This window comes from Streptomyces sp. NPDC030296 (assembly GCF_055572815.1).
Window position 1 is genome coordinate 245,656 of the sequence record NZ_JBVICQ010000010.1, and the last position, 19,702, is coordinate 265,357.

The 19,702-nt window shown below is 71.6% G+C and carries 19 protein-coding genes; 7 read left to right on the top strand and 12 right to left on the bottom strand.

The genetic code is table 11. The features are described 5' to 3' along the window. Window positions 1-23 precede the first annotated feature (23 nt). The 4 genes from ACZ4Z3_RS28405 (at window position 24) to ACZ4Z3_RS28420 (ending at window position 4,691) form a co-directional block, all read left to right on the top strand. The gene (locus tag ACZ4Z3_RS28405; RefSeq protein WP_468503684.1) at window positions 24-659 is read left to right on the top strand and encodes a TetR/AcrR family transcriptional regulator; all 636 of its coding nucleotides are present in this window, start codon (window positions 24-26) and stop codon (window positions 657-659) included. A 214-nt stretch (window positions 660-873) separates the two neighbouring features. Continuing rightward, window positions 874-2,331: an APC family permease gene (locus ACZ4Z3_RS28410; RefSeq protein ID WP_468503685.1), complete on the top strand. Its 1,458-nt coding sequence runs from the start codon at window positions 874-876 to the stop codon at window positions 2,329-2,331. Between the two features lie 123 nt (window positions 2,332-2,454). Next, window positions 2,455-3,945 (top strand): aldehyde dehydrogenase, encoded by a 1,491-nt coding sequence (locus ACZ4Z3_RS28415; RefSeq protein ID WP_468503686.1) that lies wholly within the window; start codon window positions 2,455-2,457, stop codon window positions 3,943-3,945. A gap of 29 nt (window positions 3,946-3,974) precedes the next feature. Continuing rightward, entirely contained in the window at window positions 3,975-4,691 is a 717-nt protein-coding gene (locus ACZ4Z3_RS28420; RefSeq protein ID WP_468503687.1) for a gamma-glutamyl-gamma-aminobutyrate hydrolase family protein, read from the top strand. A 67-nt stretch (window positions 4,692-4,758) separates the two neighbouring features. Here ACZ4Z3_RS28420 and ACZ4Z3_RS28425 read toward each other — a convergent pair whose 3' ends face one another. The 5 genes from ACZ4Z3_RS28425 to ACZ4Z3_RS28445 form a co-directional block, all read right to left on the bottom strand. After that, complete coding sequence (locus ACZ4Z3_RS28425) at window positions 4,759-5,613, bottom strand: class II glutamine amidotransferase (protein WP_468503688.1); 855 nt, start codon at window positions 5,611-5,613, stop codon at window positions 4,759-4,761. 110 nt (window positions 5,614-5,723) lie between these two features. Then, on the bottom strand, window positions 5,724-6,164 hold the full coding sequence (locus ACZ4Z3_RS28430; RefSeq protein ID WP_468503689.1) for a DUF7144 family membrane protein: 441 nt from the start codon (window positions 6,162-6,164) through the stop codon (window positions 5,724-5,726). A gap of 64 nt (window positions 6,165-6,228) precedes the next feature. Then, window positions 6,229-6,669: an SHOCT domain-containing protein gene (locus tag ACZ4Z3_RS28435; RefSeq protein ID WP_468503690.1), complete on the bottom strand. Its 441-nt coding sequence runs from the start codon at window positions 6,667-6,669 to the stop codon at window positions 6,229-6,231. A gap of 138 nt (window positions 6,670-6,807) precedes the next feature. Further along, window positions 6,808-7,683, bottom strand: a complete 876-nt coding sequence (locus ACZ4Z3_RS28440) for a YhjD/YihY/BrkB family envelope integrity protein (RefSeq protein ID WP_468503691.1) — start codon at window positions 7,681-7,683, stop codon at window positions 6,808-6,810. Between the two features lie 46 nt (window positions 7,684-7,729). Continuing rightward, window positions 7,730-8,482 carry an HdeD family acid-resistance protein gene (locus ACZ4Z3_RS28445; protein ID WP_468503692.1) on the bottom strand — a complete coding sequence of 251 codons (753 nt, stop codon included), beginning with the start codon at window positions 8,480-8,482 and terminating at the stop codon, window positions 7,730-7,732. Between the two features lie 255 nt (window positions 8,483-8,737). Here ACZ4Z3_RS28445 and ACZ4Z3_RS28450 point away from each other — a divergent pair, with 255 nt between their 5' ends. After that, window positions 8,738-9,379, top strand: a complete 642-nt coding sequence (locus ACZ4Z3_RS28450; protein WP_468503693.1) for a potassium channel family protein — start codon at window positions 8,738-8,740, stop codon at window positions 9,377-9,379. An 11-nt stretch (window positions 9,380-9,390) separates the two neighbouring features. On the opposite strand, the gene ACZ4Z3_RS28455 is transcribed toward ACZ4Z3_RS28450, so the two are convergent. The 4 genes from ACZ4Z3_RS28455 to ACZ4Z3_RS28470 form a co-directional block, all read right to left on the bottom strand. Then, window positions 9,391-9,588 carry a hypothetical protein gene (locus ACZ4Z3_RS28455; protein WP_055543260.1) on the bottom strand — a complete coding sequence of 66 codons (198 nt, stop codon included), beginning with the start codon at window positions 9,586-9,588 and terminating at the stop codon, window positions 9,391-9,393. Between the two features lie 150 nt (window positions 9,589-9,738). Beyond that, window positions 9,739-10,290 (bottom strand): hypothetical protein, encoded by a 552-nt coding sequence (locus tag ACZ4Z3_RS28460; protein ID WP_468503694.1) that lies wholly within the window; start codon window positions 10,288-10,290, stop codon window positions 9,739-9,741. Further along, entirely contained in the window at window positions 10,287-11,942 is a 1,656-nt protein-coding gene (locus ACZ4Z3_RS28465) for an MFS transporter (RefSeq protein ID WP_468503695.1), read from the bottom strand. The genes ACZ4Z3_RS28460 and ACZ4Z3_RS28465 overlap by 4 nt, the downstream gene beginning before the upstream one ends. A gap of 109 nt (window positions 11,943-12,051) precedes the next feature. Next, window positions 12,052-12,603 carry a hypothetical protein gene (locus tag ACZ4Z3_RS28470; protein WP_468503696.1) on the bottom strand — a complete coding sequence of 184 codons (552 nt, stop codon included), beginning with the start codon at window positions 12,601-12,603 and terminating at the stop codon, window positions 12,052-12,054. Here ACZ4Z3_RS28470 and ACZ4Z3_RS28475 point away from each other — a divergent pair. After that, window positions 12,602-12,961 (top strand): FAD-dependent oxidoreductase, encoded by a 360-nt coding sequence (locus tag ACZ4Z3_RS28475; RefSeq protein ID WP_468503697.1) that lies wholly within the window; start codon window positions 12,602-12,604, stop codon window positions 12,959-12,961. The two genes, ACZ4Z3_RS28470 and ACZ4Z3_RS28475, sit on opposite strands and share 2 nt — an antisense overlap. Here ACZ4Z3_RS28475 and ACZ4Z3_RS28480 read toward each other — a convergent pair. Then, a complete protein-coding gene (locus ACZ4Z3_RS28480) occupies window positions 12,867-13,535 on the bottom strand; it encodes a haloacid dehalogenase type II (protein ID WP_468503698.1) in 669 nt (222 codons plus the stop codon). The genes ACZ4Z3_RS28475 and ACZ4Z3_RS28480 overlap by 95 nt on opposite strands. Window positions 13,536-13,848: 313 nt before the next feature. Beyond that, entirely contained in the window at window positions 13,849-15,066 is a 1,218-nt protein-coding gene (locus ACZ4Z3_RS28485) for a PucR family transcriptional regulator (protein WP_468503699.1), read from the bottom strand. A 370-nt stretch (window positions 15,067-15,436) separates the two neighbouring features. Between ACZ4Z3_RS28485 and ACZ4Z3_RS28490 the strand changes: the two genes are divergently transcribed. Further along, entirely contained in the window at window positions 15,437-18,463 is a 3,027-nt protein-coding gene (locus ACZ4Z3_RS28490; protein WP_468503700.1) for an aminotransferase class III-fold pyridoxal phosphate-dependent enzyme, read from the top strand. Window positions 18,464-18,493: 30 nt separating this feature from the next. Here ACZ4Z3_RS28490 and ACZ4Z3_RS28495 read toward each other — a convergent pair whose 3' ends face one another. Next, complete coding sequence (locus ACZ4Z3_RS28495) at window positions 18,494-19,624, bottom strand: hypothetical protein (protein ID WP_468503701.1); 1,131 nt, start codon at window positions 19,622-19,624, stop codon at window positions 18,494-18,496. Window positions 19,625-19,702: the final 78 nt, after the last annotated feature.

Consider the following 19,702-nt stretch of genomic DNA (forward strand, 5'->3'; position numbering starts at 1 on the left):
ACCGTACAGGTAGGGTCACCGGCATGACCGACTCCGCCGACGCGCCCAAGAGCCGGAAGCCACGCAAGCGCCTGCACTACGGTGAGGGGCGGGAAGCCCTGCTGAACGCCGCTGTCCGGGTGGTGGCACGGGGCGGACTGCGCAAGCTCACCTATCGGGCCGTCGCGGAGGAGGCCGGGGTCACCCATGGACTCGTCGTCCACCACTTCGGTTCGCGGGACGCGCTGATCGAGGAGGCGCTCGCCCACACCATCCGCACGTCGCTGAGCGTCAGCGCGCTCGAACCCGGCACCGGCAAGGTCGCCGACTTCTCGACGGGCCTTTCGGAGATGGTCACGGCGGACCCCGGGCGGCAGGCGTTCCAGTACGAGCTGCTGCTGGAGTCCCGCCGCCGCCCCGAGCTGCTGCCCCAGCTGAGGGCGCTCTACGACGAGTACTTCGACGCCACCCGGCGCGAGCTGAGCCGCATGCTGCCGGCCGGCGCCGACCAGGCGCTGGTCCGGCTGGTGTTCGCCGCGCTCGACGGTCTGGTGCTGCACCAGCTCGTGCTGGGCGAGCCGGAGGTCACGGACGCCGCCGTGGAGCGGCTGCGCGGGCTGCTGCGGCTCCTCGAAGCCGACGGCGCCGACCGCACCGACGGCGGGGACGCCGCCGAGTAGCCCTCATCTGCGCTTTCCGAGGCCCCGGACGACGTTTCGTCCGGGGCTCCGTCGTGTCGCGCGCCGCCATCGGGGCTCTGCGCACGGGGGTGTCCACCCAGTGGAAAATCTTGCTCTCACCCCCTTGCCAAACGGATAGTTCAAGCCCACGATAAGGCAACTCGTTTGACCCGAAACGAACCTCCATCCCTCCCCGTCCCGACAGGTGATCCGAGTGGACAGTCAGACGGCGGTCGCCCCGCACACCTCGCAAGGTTCCTCCACGGCAAGCAGGCTCAAGCCCGACTCCCTCGGCGTCCTGGGCATCCTCTTCTTCGTCCTCTCCGCCCAGGCCCCGCTGACCGGCATCGCCGGCGCCGTGCCCATCGCGGTCGTCATCGGCAACGGGGCCGGCGCCCCCGCCGCGTATGTCGCGGCCGGCCTGGTGGTCCTGCTGTTCTCCATCGGCTTCGTCGCCATGGGCCGCCACGTCGTGGACGCCGGCGCCTTCTACACGTACATCGGCAAGGGCCTCGGCCGGTCGACGGGCTCCGGCAGCGCCGGCGTGGCCCTCTTCGCCTACTGCGCGATCCAGGCCGCCATGTACGGGCTGTACGGCGCGACCATGAGCGGTCTCGTCGAGCACTACACCGGCATCGGCGTCGCCTGGTGGGTGTGGGCGCTGGTCACGATGGCGGTCGTGCAGGTGCTGGGCGCCGCCGGCATCGAGATGGGCGCCAAGGTGCTCGCCGTTTTCGTCCTCGCGGAGTTCAGCATCCTCATCGCCTTCGCCCTGGTGACCTTCTTCCGGGGCGGCGGTCCCGAGGGGCTCGGCTTCACCGACAGCTTCTCGCCGGACGCGGCCCTCCAGGGCGCCCCGGGTGTGGCGCTGATGTTCGCGGTGGCGTCGATGTTCGGCTTCGAGGCCACCGCCATCTACGGCGAGGAGGCACGGGAACCGAAGAGGACCGTCCCCCGGGCCACCTATCTGTCGGTCGCCGTGATCACCCTGTTCTTCGCCTTCACGTCGTGGATGCTGGTCTCCGCGCACGGCGCGTCCAGGGCGACGGCGGACGCGGGCAAGGCGCTGGAGAGCGGTGACGCCGCCTCCTGGGTGTTCACCCCGATCGCCGACCTGTTCGGCGCGTGGACCGGCGACGTCCTGCCGATCCTGCTCGCCACGTCGCTGTTCGCGGGCATCCTCGCCTTCCACAACTCCGCCAACCGCTATCTGTTCTCCCTGGGACGCGAGGGTCTGCTGCCGCACGGTCTGACCGCGCTCAACGGCCGTCACTCCCCCTGGGTCGCCGGTACCGTCCAGACCGTGATCGCGGTGGCCCTCGTCGTCCCGTTCGCGCTCCTCGGCAAGGACCCGGTCCTGACCCTCTTCTCCTGGTTCAGCGGGGTCGCCGTCCTGGCGATCATGCTGCTCTACTTCTTGACCTCCGTGTCCGTGGTCGTCTTCTTCCGCCGCTCCCGCGCCGACACCCGGCTCTGGAACACGCTGATCGCCCCTGTCCTGGGCGCCCTCGGTATCGCCGGCGCGATCTGGCTGATCATCGAGAACTTCACCACGCTCATCGGCGGCGACCCCACCACCGCCCTCTGGCTCCAGCTGACCGTGCCCGTCGTGCTGGCTCTGGGGCTCGTCGCGGCCCGGCTGACCCGACGGAGCCACGCGGCCGCCGGCTGATCCCGACGTCCCGCCCGGCGGCCGACGGCGGCGCCACTCCCTGGTGCCGCCGTCGGCCCACTCCCCTCCCCCACCGATCCGACCTGCCGTCCCCCTCCCCCCGACTCAGGAAGAGGAGAGCCGATGCCGGCCCTCGCCCACGACGACCTCCTGCGCAGCGCCAAGGACCTGGACCTGCCCGCCCACCACCACATCGACGGGGCGGACGAGCCGGGCGGCGGCACCGCGTTCACCGTCGTCTCGCCCCGCAACGGACACGTCCTGCGCGAGGTCGCCGACGCCCGCCCCGCCGAGGTCGACCTGGCCGTGGCCGCCGCGCGCCGCGCCTTCGACTCCGGTCCCTGGCCCCGCCTCGCACCCGCCGACCGCGGCCGGATCCTGCTGCGCGTCGCCGAACTCCTCGAAGAACACCGGGAGAAGCTGGCCCTCACCATCAGCCTGGAGATGGGCAAGCCGATCACGGAGGCGTACGAGATCGAACTGCGGGCCGCGATCAACACGTTCCGCTGGTACGGGCAGCTGGCCGACAAGCTCACCGACGAGTCCCCCCACACCGCCCCCGACGCCCTCGCCCTCGTCACCCGCGAGCCCGCCGGGGTCGTCGGCGCAGTCGTCCCGTGGAACTTCCCCCTGACGCTGGCCGGCTGGAAGGTCGCCCCGGCCCTCGCCGCCGGCTGCACGGTCGTCCTGAAGCCGTCGGAGAACTCCCCCCTGTCCGCGCTGCTCCTCGGCCGGATCGCCACCGAGGCCGGACTTCCGCCGGGCGTCCTCAACGTCGTCACCGGCGACGGGCCGGTGGCCGGGCGGGCCATCGGGCTGCACCCGGACGTGGACGTGCTGGCGTTCACCGGTTCCACCGCGGTCGGCCGCCACTTCCTGCGCTACGCCGCCGACTCCAACCTCAAGCGCGTCTGGCTGGAGCTGGGCGGCAAGTCGCCGAACATCATCCTTCCCGACGCCCCCGACCTGGAGAAGGCCGCCGCCACCGCCGCCTGGGGCATCTTCTTCAACCAGGGCGAGATGTGCACCGCGCCCTCCCGGCTGCTGGTGCACTCCTCCGTCGCCGAGCGCGTCACCGAGGCGATCGTGGCCCGCGCCCGTGACCTGCGCGTCGGCGACCCGCTCGACCCGGCGACCGAGATGGGCGCCCTGGTCGGCGAGGCCCATCTGGAGCGCGTCCTCGACCACATCGGCACCGGCCGCGAGGAGGGCGCGCGGCTGCTGACCGGCGGCGAGCGCACCCTGACCGGAACCGGCGGCAGCTATCTGCGGCCCACCGTCTTCGACGGGGTGGACCCGGGCATGCGCCTGGCCCGCGAGGAGATCTTCGGCCCGGTCCTCTCCGTGCTGACCTTCGACGACCTGGACGAGGCCGTGCGCCTCGCCAACGCCACCGAGTACGGCCTCGCCGCCGGCCTGTGGACCTCCGACCTGTCCACCGCGCACCGGGTCTCCCGCGCCCTGAGGGCGGGCACCGTCTGGGTCAACTGCTACGAGGAGGGCGACCTGACCGTCCCCTTCGGCGGCATGAAGCAGTCCGGCAACGGCCGCGACAAGTCCGCGCACGCCATCGACAAGTACACCGAACTGAAGACCACCTGGATCCAGCTGTGACCCCTTCGCCCACGCGGCCCCTGACGCCCATGCGCCCCCTGACGCCTCATCGACCCCTGATCGCGATTCCGGCCCGGTTCGCCGCCACCACGTCCGCGCTCCGGTACGCCGCCGAGGTCAACGCCCGTGCCCTGATCGAGGCGGTGTGGCGGGCCGGCGGGGAGCCGGTGAGCGTGCACCCCGCCGCCGGGGACGTGGCCGCCCGCCTCGCCCGCTTCGACGGTGTCCTGCTGCCCGGCGGCGGCGACCTCGCCCCCCACCGCTACGGCGCGACCGACACCCACGCCACCGTGTACGACGTGGACGAGACGCAGGACGCCTTCGACCTGGCGGTCGCCCGCGAGACGCTCGCCCTGGGGCTGCCCCTGCTGGCGGTCTGCCGGGGCCTCCAGGTCGTCAACGTCGCCCTCGGCGGCACCCTGGAGCAGGACATGGGCGGCCCGGAGCGCGAGCACCGGCACCTCGTGCACCCCGTCACCCTGCGACCGGCGTCGGAGGTGGCGCGCGCGACGGGCGCCGAGAAGGTCGACGCGTCGTGCTACCACCACCAGCGTGTCGACCGCCTCGGCACGGGGCTCGAGGTGACGGCCACCGCGGTGGACGGCACCGCCGAGGCGCTCGAACTCACCGGTGCGCGCGGTTGGTTCACGGCCGTCCAGTGGCACCCCGAGGACACCGCCGCCGAGGACCCGGCCCAGCAGAACCTCTTCGACGCACTCGTCCGGGCCGCCCGCGACCGGAGCTGAGCACGGGGCAAGAGGAACTGAGAACGAGTTCAGGGACGGAGCACGGGTTCAAGGGCTGAGGACGGGTTCAAGGGCTGAGGACGGGTTCAGGACTCGGGGTGAAGCGGAGCAGTTCGTCGCCGCCCGGCTGCACCACGCCGTAGCTGCTCTCCGGGACCTCGTTCCAGGCGCCGGGCAGGTCCCCCAGGGGCTCGGAGACGACGAGCCGGGTCTCGTCGGAGACCTCGCGCAGGAAGGTCAGGTCGGGGTGGAGCGACCGGAGCGTCTCCACATCGGTGCTGTAGTAGAGCGAACGCGAGGCGCCCTGGCTGGAGTAGCGGAAGGCCCACAGCCGCCGCCCCTCCGTGACGGCCACCGTCATCTGGAGCGGGAACTCCACCCCGTGCTCGCGGCCGACCCGCTCCACCAGGCCCGCCATCCGCGCGACGGCGCCCGGCGGGTCCTCCTCCAGACCGAAGGTGAGCGCCAGGTAGAACATCATCTCGGAGTCCGTCGATCCCTCCATGTCGAGGAACAGCTCCGGGTCGACGACGAGTGCGAGGTCCCGGCGCATCCGTTGGAACTCGGCGATCGCGCCGTTGTGCATCCACATCCAGCGGCCGTGCCGGAACGGATGGCAGTTGGTCTGCTGCACGGCCGTGCCGGTGGTCGCCCGGATGTGGGCGAAGAACAGCGGGGACTCCACGTGGTCGGCGATCTCCCGCAGGTTCCGGTTGCTCCACGCCGGTCCGATGTCCCGGAAGACGGCCGGGGTGCTGGTGTGCGGGTACATGTCGTACCAGCCGACGCCGAATCCGTCGCCGTTGGTCGTCTCCACGCCCATCCGCGAGTGCAGGCTCTGGTCGATCAGCGAGTGCGCGGGCCGGTACAGGATGGTGTCGAGCAGCACAGGTGTTCCCGAGTAGGCAAGCCACCGGCACATGGGTCTCCGCCTTTCTTGGTCACCGACGGGGCCCCGGCCGGCGGCGCTCTCCTGGGCGCCGCCTCCGGTGGGGCCCTGACCGGGGTCGTGCCCTTCCCCTCCTCCTGCTCTCACATGCCGCTCGAAGCGAGGGAGTCGTCCTTGCGCACCACGCACAGGGCCCAGATGACGAACCCCGACACCGCGATCATCACGATCGACCACGCCGGGTAGTACGGCAGGGAGAGGAAGTTCGCGATGATGATGAGCGAGGCGATCGCCACGCCCGCGACACGTGCCCACGTGGACGTCTGGAACAGCCCGGCACTCACGATCAGGGCGACGGCACCCAGGATCAGGTGGATCCAGCCCCAGCTGGTGAGGTCGAACTCGTAGACGTAGTTGCGGGTCGTGAGGAAGACGTCGTCCTCGGCGATCGCCGCGATGCCGCGCATCACGTCGAGGACACCGGCGATCAGGAGCATGACGGCGGCGAACGCCGTCAGTCCGGCGGCCCATCCCTGCTTGGCCGAGTGTTCGCGCGTGGGGCGGGTGTGGTGTGTGGTTGCCATGCTGCTGCCTCGTTTCGTGTCGGCTCCGGGCGCGGTCGGCGACCGGAGGAGTGGGGGACGTGAGTCAGCGCTCCGGAGCGCCGGAGCCGCTCAGCACCAGTTCCTTGGCCCGGCGGTACTCCTCGTCGGTGATGTCACCGCGGGCGCGGATCTCGGACAGCCTGGTCAGTTCGTCGACGCTGCTGGTCCGGCCGGCGGAACCGGCGGCGGTCTCACGGATGTAGCTGTCGAAGGCCTGCTGCTGGGCCCGGGCCTGCGCCACCTCGCGGCGCCCCATGTTCTTGCCGCGGGCGACCACGTAGACGAACACACCCAGGAAGGGCAGGACGATCGCGAACACCAGCCAGCCGGCCTTGGCCCCACCGCTCAGCTCGTCGTCGCGGAAGATGTCGGCGATGACCCGGAACAGCAGGACGAACCACATGACCCACAGGAAGAACACCAGCATCGTCCAGAAGGCGCTCAGCAGTGGATAGTCGTACGCGAGATAGGTCGGCCCGCTCATGTCTGTCCTCCGTCCAGCCCGTGCCCGGCAGTCATGCCTGGCCTTGCTCCCTCAGCGTGCCCACGGTGGCAACCGCGCGTCCTCACCCGAGAAGGGTGAAGCCGCGTCGCCGACGGTGCGGACCGGCGTCCCCTCCGCTCACTCGTGGTCCTGGGGCCGACGGCGCGGCAGGCGGGCCGTCCGGTACCAGCCGGTGGCCGCGACCACGGGGCCGAGGGCCAGGCCGGACACGGCGACCAGGAACACCGCGATCAGCCAGGACAGGAACGTGAAGACCGGTCCGAGCGGGCCGAACTCCTCCAGGCTGCGCTGCGTGGCCGCGGGCATGAACAGGCGGGCCGCCCAGCTCAGCACCACCGTGCCCGTCCCCGCCAGCACGGCTCCGGGGAACAGCTCCCGCCAGCCGATCCGTCCGCCGAGCAGCAGATGCTGGGACCACCACCACAGCAGCGGCGCCGCCAGCACGGACAGCACCAGCCCCGCCACGGTGCCCAGCCCGAAGCCACCGCGCAGCGGTGCCTGGAACAGCAGGGCGCCCAGCCAGACCACGAGCCAGAGCAACCAGCGCCACGCCGTCACCGCCCGAAGGGGTGCCCTGGGCAGGTGCCAGCACCGTTCGCACACCGCTTGGAGCGCCCGGCTGAAGGCGGTGGCGGAGACGAGGGTGATCAGCACGCCGAGGGCGCCGACGGTGTCGCGGGTGGTACCGGTCGCGGCGAAGGCGTGACGCATCTCGTCGAGGGTGTCGCCGCGGATCCCCAGCACCGCGCGGAGCGAGTCGACCAGCAGGTCCTGGATTCCTCCGGGGGCGAAGGACGCCACCGTCATCAGCAGGGGGAGCGCCGTGACGAACGCCTGGGCGGCCAGTCGTACGGAGCCTTCCACCACGTTGAGGGCCGACAGGCGGGGCAGGAGCCGGGCGGCGGGACCCGCGCGCAGCCCGGCGGCGACCCGTTCAGCCCTGCTTCTGCGGGCGGGGGTGGCGGGGTCAGCCGGGGCGCGCCGTCTGGTCATGGCTCAGGGAGCCGCTCGCTCCGCGTCACCGTGGAGCCGCCTCGGCTCAGCGGTCATCGCTGCTCCCCCGGGCGGACGCGCGGCCCGGTGCGGCGCGCCCGGCGAGGGCGACGGCGCCCTCGGCCAGGCCGAGCAGGACGAGCCACAGGCCGAGCAGCCGGGTCAGGGCCCGTGCGGACTCGGCCGGGAGGGCCAGCACCACGACCCCCGCGACGGCACCGAGGATCGCGGCGCCGAGGAGGAAGCCGCGGTGGGGAAGGTCCTGGGCGGACATGGCCGTGTACAGGGCGAGGAGGCCCGTCACGAGCCACACCATGCCGACGATCAGTGCCAGCGCGGTGATGGTCTGCAGGGGGTTGCGCAGGCACAGCACTCCGGCCACCACGTACAGCACGGCGATCAGCAGTCCGGGGAAGCGTTCGCCATGGTCGGGACGGGCGAACGCGGCGACGAAGCGGAAGCCGCCGAGCACGAGCAGGTGCAGGCCGACGAGGACCGCGAGGACGTGCAGGGTCTCGTCCGGCCAGACGAGTACGAGGATGCCGGGCACGATCGTGGCGACGGCCGCCCCCAGCAGCCAGGTCCAGGACCCGCCGAGCCCCCCGAGCACCTCCGCCGGCCCGTCCCCGGACCGGGAGCCCACGGAGCCGGCACCCGGGCCGGAGTCGTGGGCCGCGGAGCCGGGGGCGGCCGTGGGGTGGTGGGCCGGGAGGCCTGGGGGCACCATCGGTCGGGAGGCCGTGGGGTCGGGACCGCCCGTGCGTCCGGAGGCCGGCGCGGGGTCGTGCGGCGCGGTCATGGAGGTCCTCCTCGCACTGTCACGCGGGACGTTCGCACGCCGTGGCCACGGGCACGTGGTGGCCGACGGGGCCAGCGTCCCCCGTCCGGCCGACCGCCGGGTCACCCGCGACGGGTGACCTGGGGCGTGGCCACGGGGCTGGACCGGAGGGCTTGAGCGCGCTCGGCGGCGTCGTACGGGCGGGGGCGGGGGTGCCGCCCCGTGGCGCCCGGCGGAGGCGCGCGTCGGCCGCGCGGCGGAGAGGATGGGCACGAGATGAGTGATCCCTCTGAGAAGCGGGCGGGCCACGGCCGCTCCCGCGCGGCCGACTCCCGGCGGCACCGTGAACGCCGTACCCGCCGGCGGGCGACGCGCGCGGTGGTCGCCCGTACGGTGCTGATGGCCTCCGGTCTCCTCGCCGCGTACTACCTGCTGCCCCTGGAGGAGTACCGCACCGGCGGTGCCCTGACTCTGATCGCGTGCGGTCTGCTGGCGGTCGTGCTGCTGTTCGTGTGGCAGGTCAGGATCATCGCCCGCTCGCCCTATCCGCGGCTGCGGGCCGTGGAGTCCCTCACCCTGACGCTGGTCGTGTTCCTGGTGCTGTTCGCGACGACGTACTACCTGATGGACCGCACCACGCCCGGCTCCTTCACCGAGCCGATGACCAGGACGGACTCCCTGTACTACACGCTGACGACGTTCACCACCGTCGGCTTCGGCGACATCACCGCCCGTTCGGAGACGGGACGGGTGGCGACCATGATCCAGATGGTGGTGGGTCTGCTGCTCGTGGGCGGTGCCGCGCGGGTGCTGGCGACGGCGGTCGAGGTGGGACTGCGTCGGCGAGGAGGGGAGCCGTCGGCCCAGGACGGCTCCGGTGCCGGGCCGGAGGGACGGGGCCGCGCGTCCGGGCCGTGAGTCGTTCCGGCTCATTCCGGCAGTTGGCGCATCTCCACGACCCGCAGTCCCAGTGACCGGCAGCGTGCCAGCAGCCCGTACAGGTGTGCCTCGTCGATGACGTGGCCGAACAGTAGGGTCTGTCCGGACATCAGCACGTGATCCAGCTCCGGAAAGGCCTTGGCCAGCGTCTCCGACATATGTCCCTCGACGCGGATCTCGTAGCGCATGAGCTGTTCTCCCGCGGGCGGCCGGGGTGCGAACTCCGTCCCTGTCCCGACGATCGTGCCGGTCGGTGCGTCCCCGGGCCTCACCCCGTGCAGGTGAACTCCCGTGACGGTGGACGCCGAGGCCCCGTGACGGCGGTCGCGGGGCCTCGATCAGTGTTTGAGGAAGAGCTTGAAGCAGATGATCGGCACGCCGAGCAGCACATTGACGGACGCGGCGATCAGGACGAGACGCCACGAGGCGCCGGCCCACCGTGCCGCAGCGACGGACCAGCCCACCTGCCCGGCCAGGGCCACGGCGAGCGCCAGCCAGACGGCGCCCTGGACGTCCAGGCCGAGGAGCGGGCTGACCGCCACCGCCAGGGCGGGCGGGACGGCGGCCTTCATGATCGGCCACTCCTCCTGGCAGACGCGCAGCACGACCCGGTGGTCCAGGGCCCGCTGGGCGAGGCGTTCCCCGAACAGCACGGCGTGCACGTGCGCGATCCAGAAGACGATGCCGGTGAGCAGCAACAGCAGCACCATCTCCACCCGCGGGAAGGATCCCAGGGTGCCGGCGCCGAGGACCACGGACGCCGCCAGCATGGAGCCGTAGATGCCGCCGGTGTAGTCCGCGTGGGCGCGGCGCTCGGTCCGCCTGGCCTGGACGGTGGTCCGGTCGTGGGCGGTGGTCCGGTCGCTCTCGGACACGGGAACCCCCTTCATGGGCGGCGGGTCGACCGGGGCGTTCCGGCGGCCGGGGCGGCGGCGTCCGGCGGCGCCGCCGGGCCTTTCCCGCCGGTCCCTCCGGTCCGCCCCGTCGGCAGATGCGGTGTGACGAGGTAGCTGGCGAGGGTGATGCCGCCGGCGGCGAGGAGGGCCGCCTTGAGACCGTTCAGCTGGGCGGTGGCGTAGGCGCCGGTGAGCGCCTCGACCTCGGACGGCGGCAGCCCGGCCCGCTCGGCGGCGGAGCGCACCTGGTCGGTGGGGACGAAGGAGATCCCGGCCTCCAGGGCGACACCCGTGCGCTCGCGGGTCTCCTCGGACAGCCGAGGGTCGTCGGCGACCTGGGAGGTGAAGGCGTGGGCGAGCGCGCCGACGAGGATCGAGCCCATGAGTGCCGTACCCAGTGCGGAGCCCAGGTTCTGCGCGGTGAACTGCATACCGCCGGCCTCGCTGCGCGCCTCCTCGTCCACGCTGGACTGCACAACGTTGCCCAGTTGCGAGGCGAGCATGCCCATGCCCACGCCGAGCAGGGCCATGGCGCAGGCGAACTGCGCGTCGTCGATGACGGGGTCGACGGTGGCCAGCAGCCACACGACGGCCCCGACGAGTGCGGCGAGGCCCAGCCGGACCATGCGGCGCGGCCCCACCCGCCGGCCCAGCCGGGCGGCGACGGTGGACGCCACGAGCATGGTGACGGACACCGGGAGCAGCCGCAGTCCCGTCTGGAACGCGTCGAATCCCTGGACGACCTGGAGGTACAGCGGGATGGTGAAGAACAGGCCGAGCAGGATGAGGTTCTGGCTCACCAGCGTCATCAGACCGGATCGCAACGCGGGGACGCCCAGCAGCGACAGATGCACCAGGGGGTCGCGGTGCTCACGCTCCCGGTGCCGTTCCCAGTGCCGGAAGAAGGCCAGGACGGCCACTCCGGCGGCGACGACGAACAGGGTGGGCGCGAATCCGAGGACGGTGAAGGGCGGGTTCCGGGGCTGCACCCAGCCCCAGGTTCCGCTCTGGAGCACCCCCAGCACGCCCAGGCCGAGCCCGGCGGCCGAGAGGGTCGCGCCGACGGCGTCCAGCCGGGGGCGCGGCCCGGTCCGGGGGAAGTCGGCGATCACCCGGCGGAAGCAGAGGACGGTCACGACGACCACCACCTCGCCGGCGAAGACCAGCCGCCAGGTGAGGTACGTGGTGACCCAGCCACCCAGCAGCGGGCCGACCGCGATGCCCGCACCGGCGAGTCCGCCGATGACGCCGTAGGCGACGGCCCGGTCCCGGCCGCGGTAGGACTCGGCGACGAGGGCCGCCATGGCGGGCAGCACCATGGCGGCCCCGATCCCCTCGATGACGGACCAGCCCAGCGTGAGGACCCACAGGGTGGGGGCCACGGCGGTCAGGGCCGATCCGGTGGCGTAGACGACGAGGCCCAGGAGGAAGACGCGGCGTCGCCCGAGGATGTCCCCGAGGCGTCCTCCGATGAGCATGAACGCGGCCATGACCAGCGCGTACAGGGTGATCACGGCCTGGATGGCCGTGACCTCGGTGTCGAAGTCCTCGACGAGCTGACTGATCGAGACGTTCATGACGGAGGTGTCCAGCACCATGAGGAACTGGGCCGTACCGAGAACGATCAGAGCCCGCCAGTGCGCCACGCCGCCCACCTCGCCGAGTCGGCCCGGGACACCGGTGAGGTAGCCCGGACAGCGACCCTCCGCCGACCGGCCGCCACGTCCATCGCAGCGCACGACCCCGCCGGCCGCCTCACCCGCCACGGGCGAGGCGGCCACGGCATGCGGGGTGACCGCCGCATGGTTGGTAGGGCCGGTCCACGGCCACTGGATGGCGGCCGCGGGCGTCGGCGCCGGACCTCCGGAATCGTCCGCGGCGGCGACAGGGGCAGCGGCGACGCCGCCCGCCTCGGGCGAGAACCCGGCCGCGGAAACCGCCCGTCGGGACGCGGTGCAGCGCGACGGCGGCGTTGCGTTCGTGGATCTCGACGCCGGCGCGTTCGGCGGCCTCCGCCAGGCCGTGGACGTACTTGCCGAGATCACTCTTGCTCAGGAGCGTGGTCTCGTGGCCGAAGTTCTCGGCCAGGTCGCGCTGCTTGTCCCGCATGCTCTCGAAGTGCCGCGGCTTGAACGCGACCCCCAGACGCCCTACACGCCGGAAGTCGCAGTCGATCCGCTCCTTGACCGTCAGCTCCTCCACGACGTCCACCGCCGTGCGGAAGGCGTCGTACAGTTCCCGGGCCCGCGGCTGCCCGTAGCGCTTGCGCGCCTCGGCGGGGCTGATGGTGATGCCCTGGGTGCACATGCTGCCGTTGCGTCCGGAGGCGATCCCCTACTGGCTCGACACCGCCCCCGCCTTTCCCGACCGGACCGGCAAGCCCCTGCCCGAGCGGGCGGACCTGGTGGTCGTCGGCGGCGGCCTCACCGGTCTGTCCACCGCCTACCACGCGGCACGCAAGGGCGCCCGCGTCGTCCTCGTGGAGAAGGACAAGGTCGGCTCGGGCTGCTTCATGGCGTACGTCCTCGGGTCTTCCTGGTCGTCCAGGGGTGTTTCTCTTGGTCCCGGCCTCAGCAGCCGAGCAGCGCCGGCAGGCCCGACAGGTCCGGCAGCTCGTCGTAGGGCCGGTAGTCGGCGCTGCCGCTGTGGAATTCGTAGCGGTTGATCCACACACGGCGCGCGAGGCCGAGGTCGCGGGTGGGAATGAGGTCGTACTCCCATCCCTGGGCCACGTGGATGACCTGGGCGGGGTCGATGTCCATGGCCTGGAAGGCGTACTCGAAGGTCCGCCGGGACGGCTTGTAGGCCTTGGCCTGCTGGGCGGTGACGACATGGTCGAACTCGACGCCGATGTTGGCCAGGTTCTGGGCGATGAGGTCGTCGTCCGTGTTGGAGATGATGGCGATCTCGTACCGGGACTTCAGCGCCCGCAGCGCGGCCGGGACCTCGGGGTGGGGGCCGAAGGTGGGCACGGCCTCGACCAGGGCCTCACCGTCGGACGTCCGGTACTCCAGACCGTGCAGACGCATGGCTGCCTCCAGGCTGGAGGGCAGCACCTCGCGGAAGGGGCGGTAGGCCTCCAGGACGGCCTGGAAGCGCATGACACGGAAGTCGTCGAGGAACTCGTCGACGTTCAGGCCGTCCAGGTCCAACCGGTCGGCGAGGACCTTCAGGGTGGTGGGGCCGAGCTGGAAGTCGACCAGGGTGCCGTAGGCATCGAAGGTGACGATCTGACGCATGACGTTCAACCTCTTTCCAGACATATGGGGCACCTCGTGCATCGAGGAGTCACGATCTCGTCGAGTGCGGCCGGGTTCGCCGCATCGGGGGTGGTTCAGGGGGCCTGTCGCGGCGTTGGCAACGACCCGTCGAGGACGGGATGCCGGTCAGGCGGTCGGCGGCGGCACCGCTGCCGCGCTCCGAGCGATGAGCGTTTCTCCCATCGAGGTGATACGTCAGTGAAGCACCGTGGAGAATCCGGCAACAAGGGACGTGAGGCCGCGAGATCGACCGGACAGATTGTGCCTGTGCACAATCACTGCGTTCCGGGGATCAGGAAACCGTCGCCCGGAAGCGGGCGCCCGCGTCCGTCTCCAGCCAGGCCAGGGCGAGGACCAGCCGGGCGGCGTCGGCCGGCCTGGACAGCTTCAGCCCGGTCGCCTCCTCCGCGGCCTGCAGGCGGTTGCCCACCGTGTTCCGGTGGCGGTAGGTACGGGCGGCCACCTCGGCGACCGAGCCCAGGTCGAAGTAGCAGCGCAGGGTGTCGAGGATGCTGTCGCTGTCACGCAGCCGGAGGAGCGGGCGCAGCACGCCGGTGGCCATCGCGCCGGGGAGCTCCTCCTGCGCCGACATGATCGCCCCGACCCAGTGGCCCTCCACATGCCGCACTCCGGGCCGCGTGGAGCTGCGGATCGCGGCGCGCGCGAACCGGATACCCCGTGCCGTCAGCGCCAGCCCGGGGACCTCAGCGACGCCGCAGCGCCACGGGGCGAACGGCTGGAGCATGGCGAGCACGGTCTCCCGGTCCAACCGTCCGTGGCGGATGACGCCGAGGAGTTCGTCGCCCATCCAGCCGAAGTGCCGCAGCAGGCCGCCCCGACGCAGCGCGTCGTCGACCTGGGACAGAGCCGGGTCCCCGGTGGGAACGGATTCGACCACGACCACGGTCAGGGCGACGTGCTCGGAGAAGCCCAGCAGCGTCGAAGCCTCGGCGACCGTGGAGGGGTCCTGCTCGCCTTCCAGGACGAGGCGGCTGAAGGCTCGGTTGCGTACCTCCGTACGACGGCTCGCCAGGTCGCGTTCGGTGCGGCGGTAGGCGTCGACGACTTCGACGCTGTTGGCGTCCGTCGCCTCCCAGACGCGGATCAACCCGTCGAGGAAGTCGGGATCGGCGCTGATGCCCCGTGCTCGCCCCTCCTCCAGCACGGCCTCCCACAGGGTCCTGAGGTCCAGCTGGAAGGAGTGCATCAGGGCGGTCAGGGGGAACGCCTGTTCCGCCCGCTCGCGTCCCACGTCCTCGGTGGCGCGTGAGACCGCCGCGGGCACGGGACCGCCGGCCAGCCGGGTCAGGGCGAGTTCGAGGGTTCGGCGCATCCCCTCCCGTTTCCGCACCGGGTCCCAGTCCGCCGACGCGTAGGCGGACTCCTCGGCTTCCAGCTTCGTGAGAGCACGAGAGGTCAGTTCGTCGAGTCGTTCATCCAGGAGCCGGCGCGCGATCGCCTGAACGGCGTCATGGCGGGCCCCACCCGTGGAGCGTCCCGAACTGCTCATGAGGACCGCCTTCTCCCGACAACAGTCGCACCGAGATTGTGCACAAGCACAAACTACAGGGTGGATGTCGCGGCCTCACGTCCCTTGTTGCCGGATTCTCCACGGTGCTTCACTGACGCAGCACCTCAGGCTGGAGAGCCGTGGGGGGCCACGCACGTGGAGCAGCCGCAGAGGCCCGCCGCGGCGGCTACGCCCGCCGTCGCATGGGACCGCGTCGATCGGACCGTCCGGGAACCCCGTCCGGGAACCCCGTCCGGCGGCGCGGCAGGGATCAGGCCGAGACCGAGCGCGTGACGCGGGTGACCCGAGCACGTGACGCAGGCCCCCTTTGAGTCATGTGCGGCCTGACGACGAGAGAGAGAACGTACCGATGACCTCAGTGACCACCACCGACCGGGACGGAGCGGCCGTCCCCGGTCCCACCCGCCAGTTGCCGGGCCCGCTCCTCGATCAGGTGCTGCGGCAGTCCTTCGGGCTCGAGGGATACGTCCAGCACCCGCTGGGAGGGGAGGTCGACCAGAACGTCCGGATCACCGGCGCCGACGGCACGCGCTACTTCGTACGGGTCACCCTCGCGGAGCCGGACTCGGCCGACGTCCTCTGGCAGAACGCGCTCCTCCAGCATCTCGCCGCCACCGTCCCCGACCTTCCGGTGCCTCGGCTGGTCCCGACGCGCGAGGGGCAGTGTCTCGCCGACGTCGTACACGAGGGCCGGACGCACGTGGTCCGTGTGATGAGCTGGCTCGAGGGCCGGGTGCTGGCGGATCTCGACGACCACCCCGCGGTACTTCTGCGTCGGTTGGGAGAAGCCGCAGGGCGGCTGAGCCTCGGACTCTCCAGTATGGAGCCGCCGGTGGGCCTGGCACCGCACGACTGGGACATGCGCCGGGCCGCCGAGATCGTCGAGGGGTCGCTGGACGCCGTCCAGGACGCGGACCGGCGGGAGTCGGTGCGCACGATCATGGGCTGGTACGACGATCTCCTGCCGGCCCTGGACCGGCTGCCGTGGAGCGTCCTGCACCAGGATCTCAACGACGCCAACGTCCTGGCCGACGCCGACGCCGACGGGGTGCCGCGGATCTCGGGCATCGTCGACCTGGGCGACTCCCTCTACGGTGTGCGCGCTGCGGAGGTGGCGATCGCGGCGGGCTACGCCATGGTGCGCAAGGCCGACCCGCTCGCCGCGGCCGCCGAGGTCGTGGCCGGCTTCCACTCGGTGCTCCCTCTCACGGCGGAGGAACTGGCGGCCGTCTATCCGCTGGCGGCCGCCCGGCTGTGCATGAACGCCGTGACGTGGACGCGCCGGGTCGCCGAGAGTGACACACCGTACGGGCGGACCCGCGTGCGGCACACCTGGCCGACGATCGCACAGGTGGCCGACATCTGCCCCGAGGTCGCCGAGGCGACGTTCCGGGTCGCGTGCGGGCTCCCCCCGACGCGGGAGCAGAGGCGGTTGGAAGAGGTCCTGGCGAAGGCTGCCGGAAAGGACGCCCCCTACGCACCGGCTCCGCGGCTGGTCGACCTGCGACCGGCCAGCGATCTCTACGACGAGGTCGACTGGCACGACGCGGGGGCGGTACGCGCGCGCGTCGACGACGTCCTCGACGGACGACGGCGGCGGGGTTACGTGCCCCACCTCAGCGCCTCGCTGCTCCTGGGGGGCCGGCGCCGCCCGGGAGTCGAGGAGCCCGCGACGGTGCAGGTCGGCGGCACGCTGATCCTGGCGGACGCCGAGGAGGTCGCCAGCCCGCTGTCCGGGGTCGTCGAGTCCCACGGTGGCCCCGGTGAGCCGTTGGTGCTGCGACACGCGGTCGAGGGCCTGGAGTTCTGGACGTGCTGGTGGGGGCTGGACGACGCGCCGCCCGTCGCGGCGAAGGTCCCGGCGGGGGCGCCGTTGGGACGCGCCGCCGTGAGCGAGGAGACGGACCCGCTCGGGCCCCGCGTCCAGGTACAGGTACACCGCACCGCGCGGATGGCCACGTGGCCGCCGCCTCGTGTCGTGCCACCTTCCGCACGGCAGGTGTGGAGCCACCTGTCACCCGACCCCGCCCGGCTCCTCGGGTTCACCGAGTCCTCCACCCCGGCCCCCACCGTCGACGACGTCGTCTCAGTGCGCCGTCGCCACATCGCTCGCTCCCAGCGCAACTACTACCGCACCCCGATGAACCTCGTGCGCGGGCGGGACGTGTGGTTCCACGACGAGGACGGCCTGGCCTATCTGGACTCGCTGAACAACGTCACCCACGTCGGCCACGCCGAGCCACGGGTGACGGCGGCCGCCACCCGACAGCTGCGCAAGCTCAACACCAACAGCCGTTTCGTCTACCCGCAGATCGCCAGTTACGTGCGGAAGCTGGTGGCCACGCTGCCCGACCCTCTCGAGGTCGTCTTCCTCGTGTGCACGGGCAGCGAGGCGAACGACCTGGCGCTGCGGATCGCCCGCCAGGTGACGGGCCGTAAGCACCTCGTCAACATCGACGGCGCGTACCACGGCAACACCGGCGTGGTGACCGGGATCAGCCCGAACCGTTACAAGGGTCCCGGCGGCGCCGGCGCACCCGCCACCACCCACGAGGTGGTCATCCCGGACCGCTACCGCGGCACCTACGGGTACGACGACGCGGACGCCGGAGCCAAGTACGCGCGCGACGCCGCGGCCGTCATCGAGCGGATCTCGGCCGACGGCCGCTCCCCGGCCGCCTTCATCGCCGAGTCCCTGATGGGATCCGGCGGGAACATCGTGTTCCCCGACGGTTACCTCGACGGCGTGTTCACCGCTGCCAGGCGGGCGGGCGCCCTGTGCATCTCCGACGAGGTCCAGGTCGGCGTCGGACGACTCGGGCCCTGGTGGGGTTTCGAGCTCCAGGGGGTCGTCCCGGACATCGTCACGATGGGCAAGCCGCTCGGGAACGGGCACCCCCTCGCGGCCGTGGTCACGACCCGGGAGATCGCCGACGCCTTCGACACGGGCATGAAGTACTTCAACACCTTCGGCGGCAACCCGGTCTCCTGCGCGATCGGCGAGGCCGTGCTCGACATCGTCGAGCGGGACGGGCTGAGGGAGAACGCCGTGAGCGTGGGCGGGTACTTCGCCCAGTCGCTGCGCGAACTCCAGCAGCGCCAACCGCTCATCGGCGACGTACGGGCCCAAGGGCTCTACCTCGGCGTCGAACTGGTCCGCAACCGCACCACCAAGACGCCGGCCACGGAGCAGGCCTTCATGGTCACCGAACTCATGAAGGAGCGAGGCGTCATCGTCTTCCCCAACGGCGTGCACGACAACGTACTGAAGATCAAACCACCCATGACCTTCCGCCGCGAACACGTGGATCTCTACGTCGACGCGCTGGACGAGGTCCTGTCCCTGCCCGAGCTGCGCTCGGCCGTTCAGTCCTGAGACGGTGCCCACGGCCGGCCGGCGGCAGCGTCACCCGGCGGCGGCCCCGGTCTCATCGACGTTCTGGTGAGAGCCGAGGGCCAGGTAGACGGCGTGCACCGCGAGGATCCGTTCGACCTCGTCGATGATCGGGGCGAAGAACTCCCGTCGGTGGTCGGCGTCGGTCATCGAGGTGATGGCGAAGTACATGCTGCCGAACGCGGCGATGAGTGTGGCGTTGCGCAGGAGCGCGAGCGGGGCGTCAGGCAGGAGGACCGAGTAGGCGGGCGGGGAGCCGATCCACTGTTCCGCCGTTTCCGGCGTGACCACGATCAGGCCGAGGACGAGGAAGAAGAGGAACAGCCCGAGACCGAACACCGCTGCCTGCACCAGCTGGCGGAGAGCGAACAACAACAGCAGGTTGCGGACCTGGCGCTTGTTGAGGGAGACGGGATCGAGTGCCGCACGGGGTGTCAGCCCGTCGATGTCCACGGAGGCGAGGGGTGTGCTCTGACACGCCCTCGACAGCAAGGGCGGGCTGAGGTCCTGCTCGACCCGCCCGATCTCGTCGCGCAGGCGGGCGGCAGCGGCGAGCACCGTGACTCCCACGAACAGCACGACGATCAGGGCGAGCCGCAACCAGGAAAGCCTGTTCATGGCCTGCCACAGTTCACCGGTGAAGAAGATGAACAGCGTCACGAACAACATGGGCGGCAGGGCTCGCCCCATCAGGTGCGCACTGTTGCGCAGGTCGTGGAGGGCGTGCCGGATCGCACGGCGCATCAGTGCGCCGACGCCGTACGCCGTGGCCGTGGCCGTGGTGACGAAGACGGCGGCGAAGAAGACGACGAACCCCAGGAGACCGGCGCCCTTGCCGCCGGGCGGTGTGACGGTGTCATCGACGGCGACCTGCAGCAGGGGGACCGCGATCGGCATCGCCGCATAGGCGCTGAGGACCCCGACCGTGGCCTTGGGCGAGACGCGGGGCAGTCGCCTGACGAACAGCCTGATCGTCGCCCAGCTGGCCAGTGTCACGACGGCCACGGTGGCGAGCAGGACCCACCGCCCCGAGCCCACGCCCTTGAGCGGCACGAGCCAGACGAGACTGGCGAGGGTCACGAAGCAGAGGGTCGGCAGCATCCGAGGAAGGACATCCTTGGTGAAACCGTAACCCTCGATCATGGTGGGCGTGCCTTCGCGGATGAACCAACGCTCCGTTCGGCGCAGCACGCCCGGCGCGGCGGCCACTCGCAAGGTTCC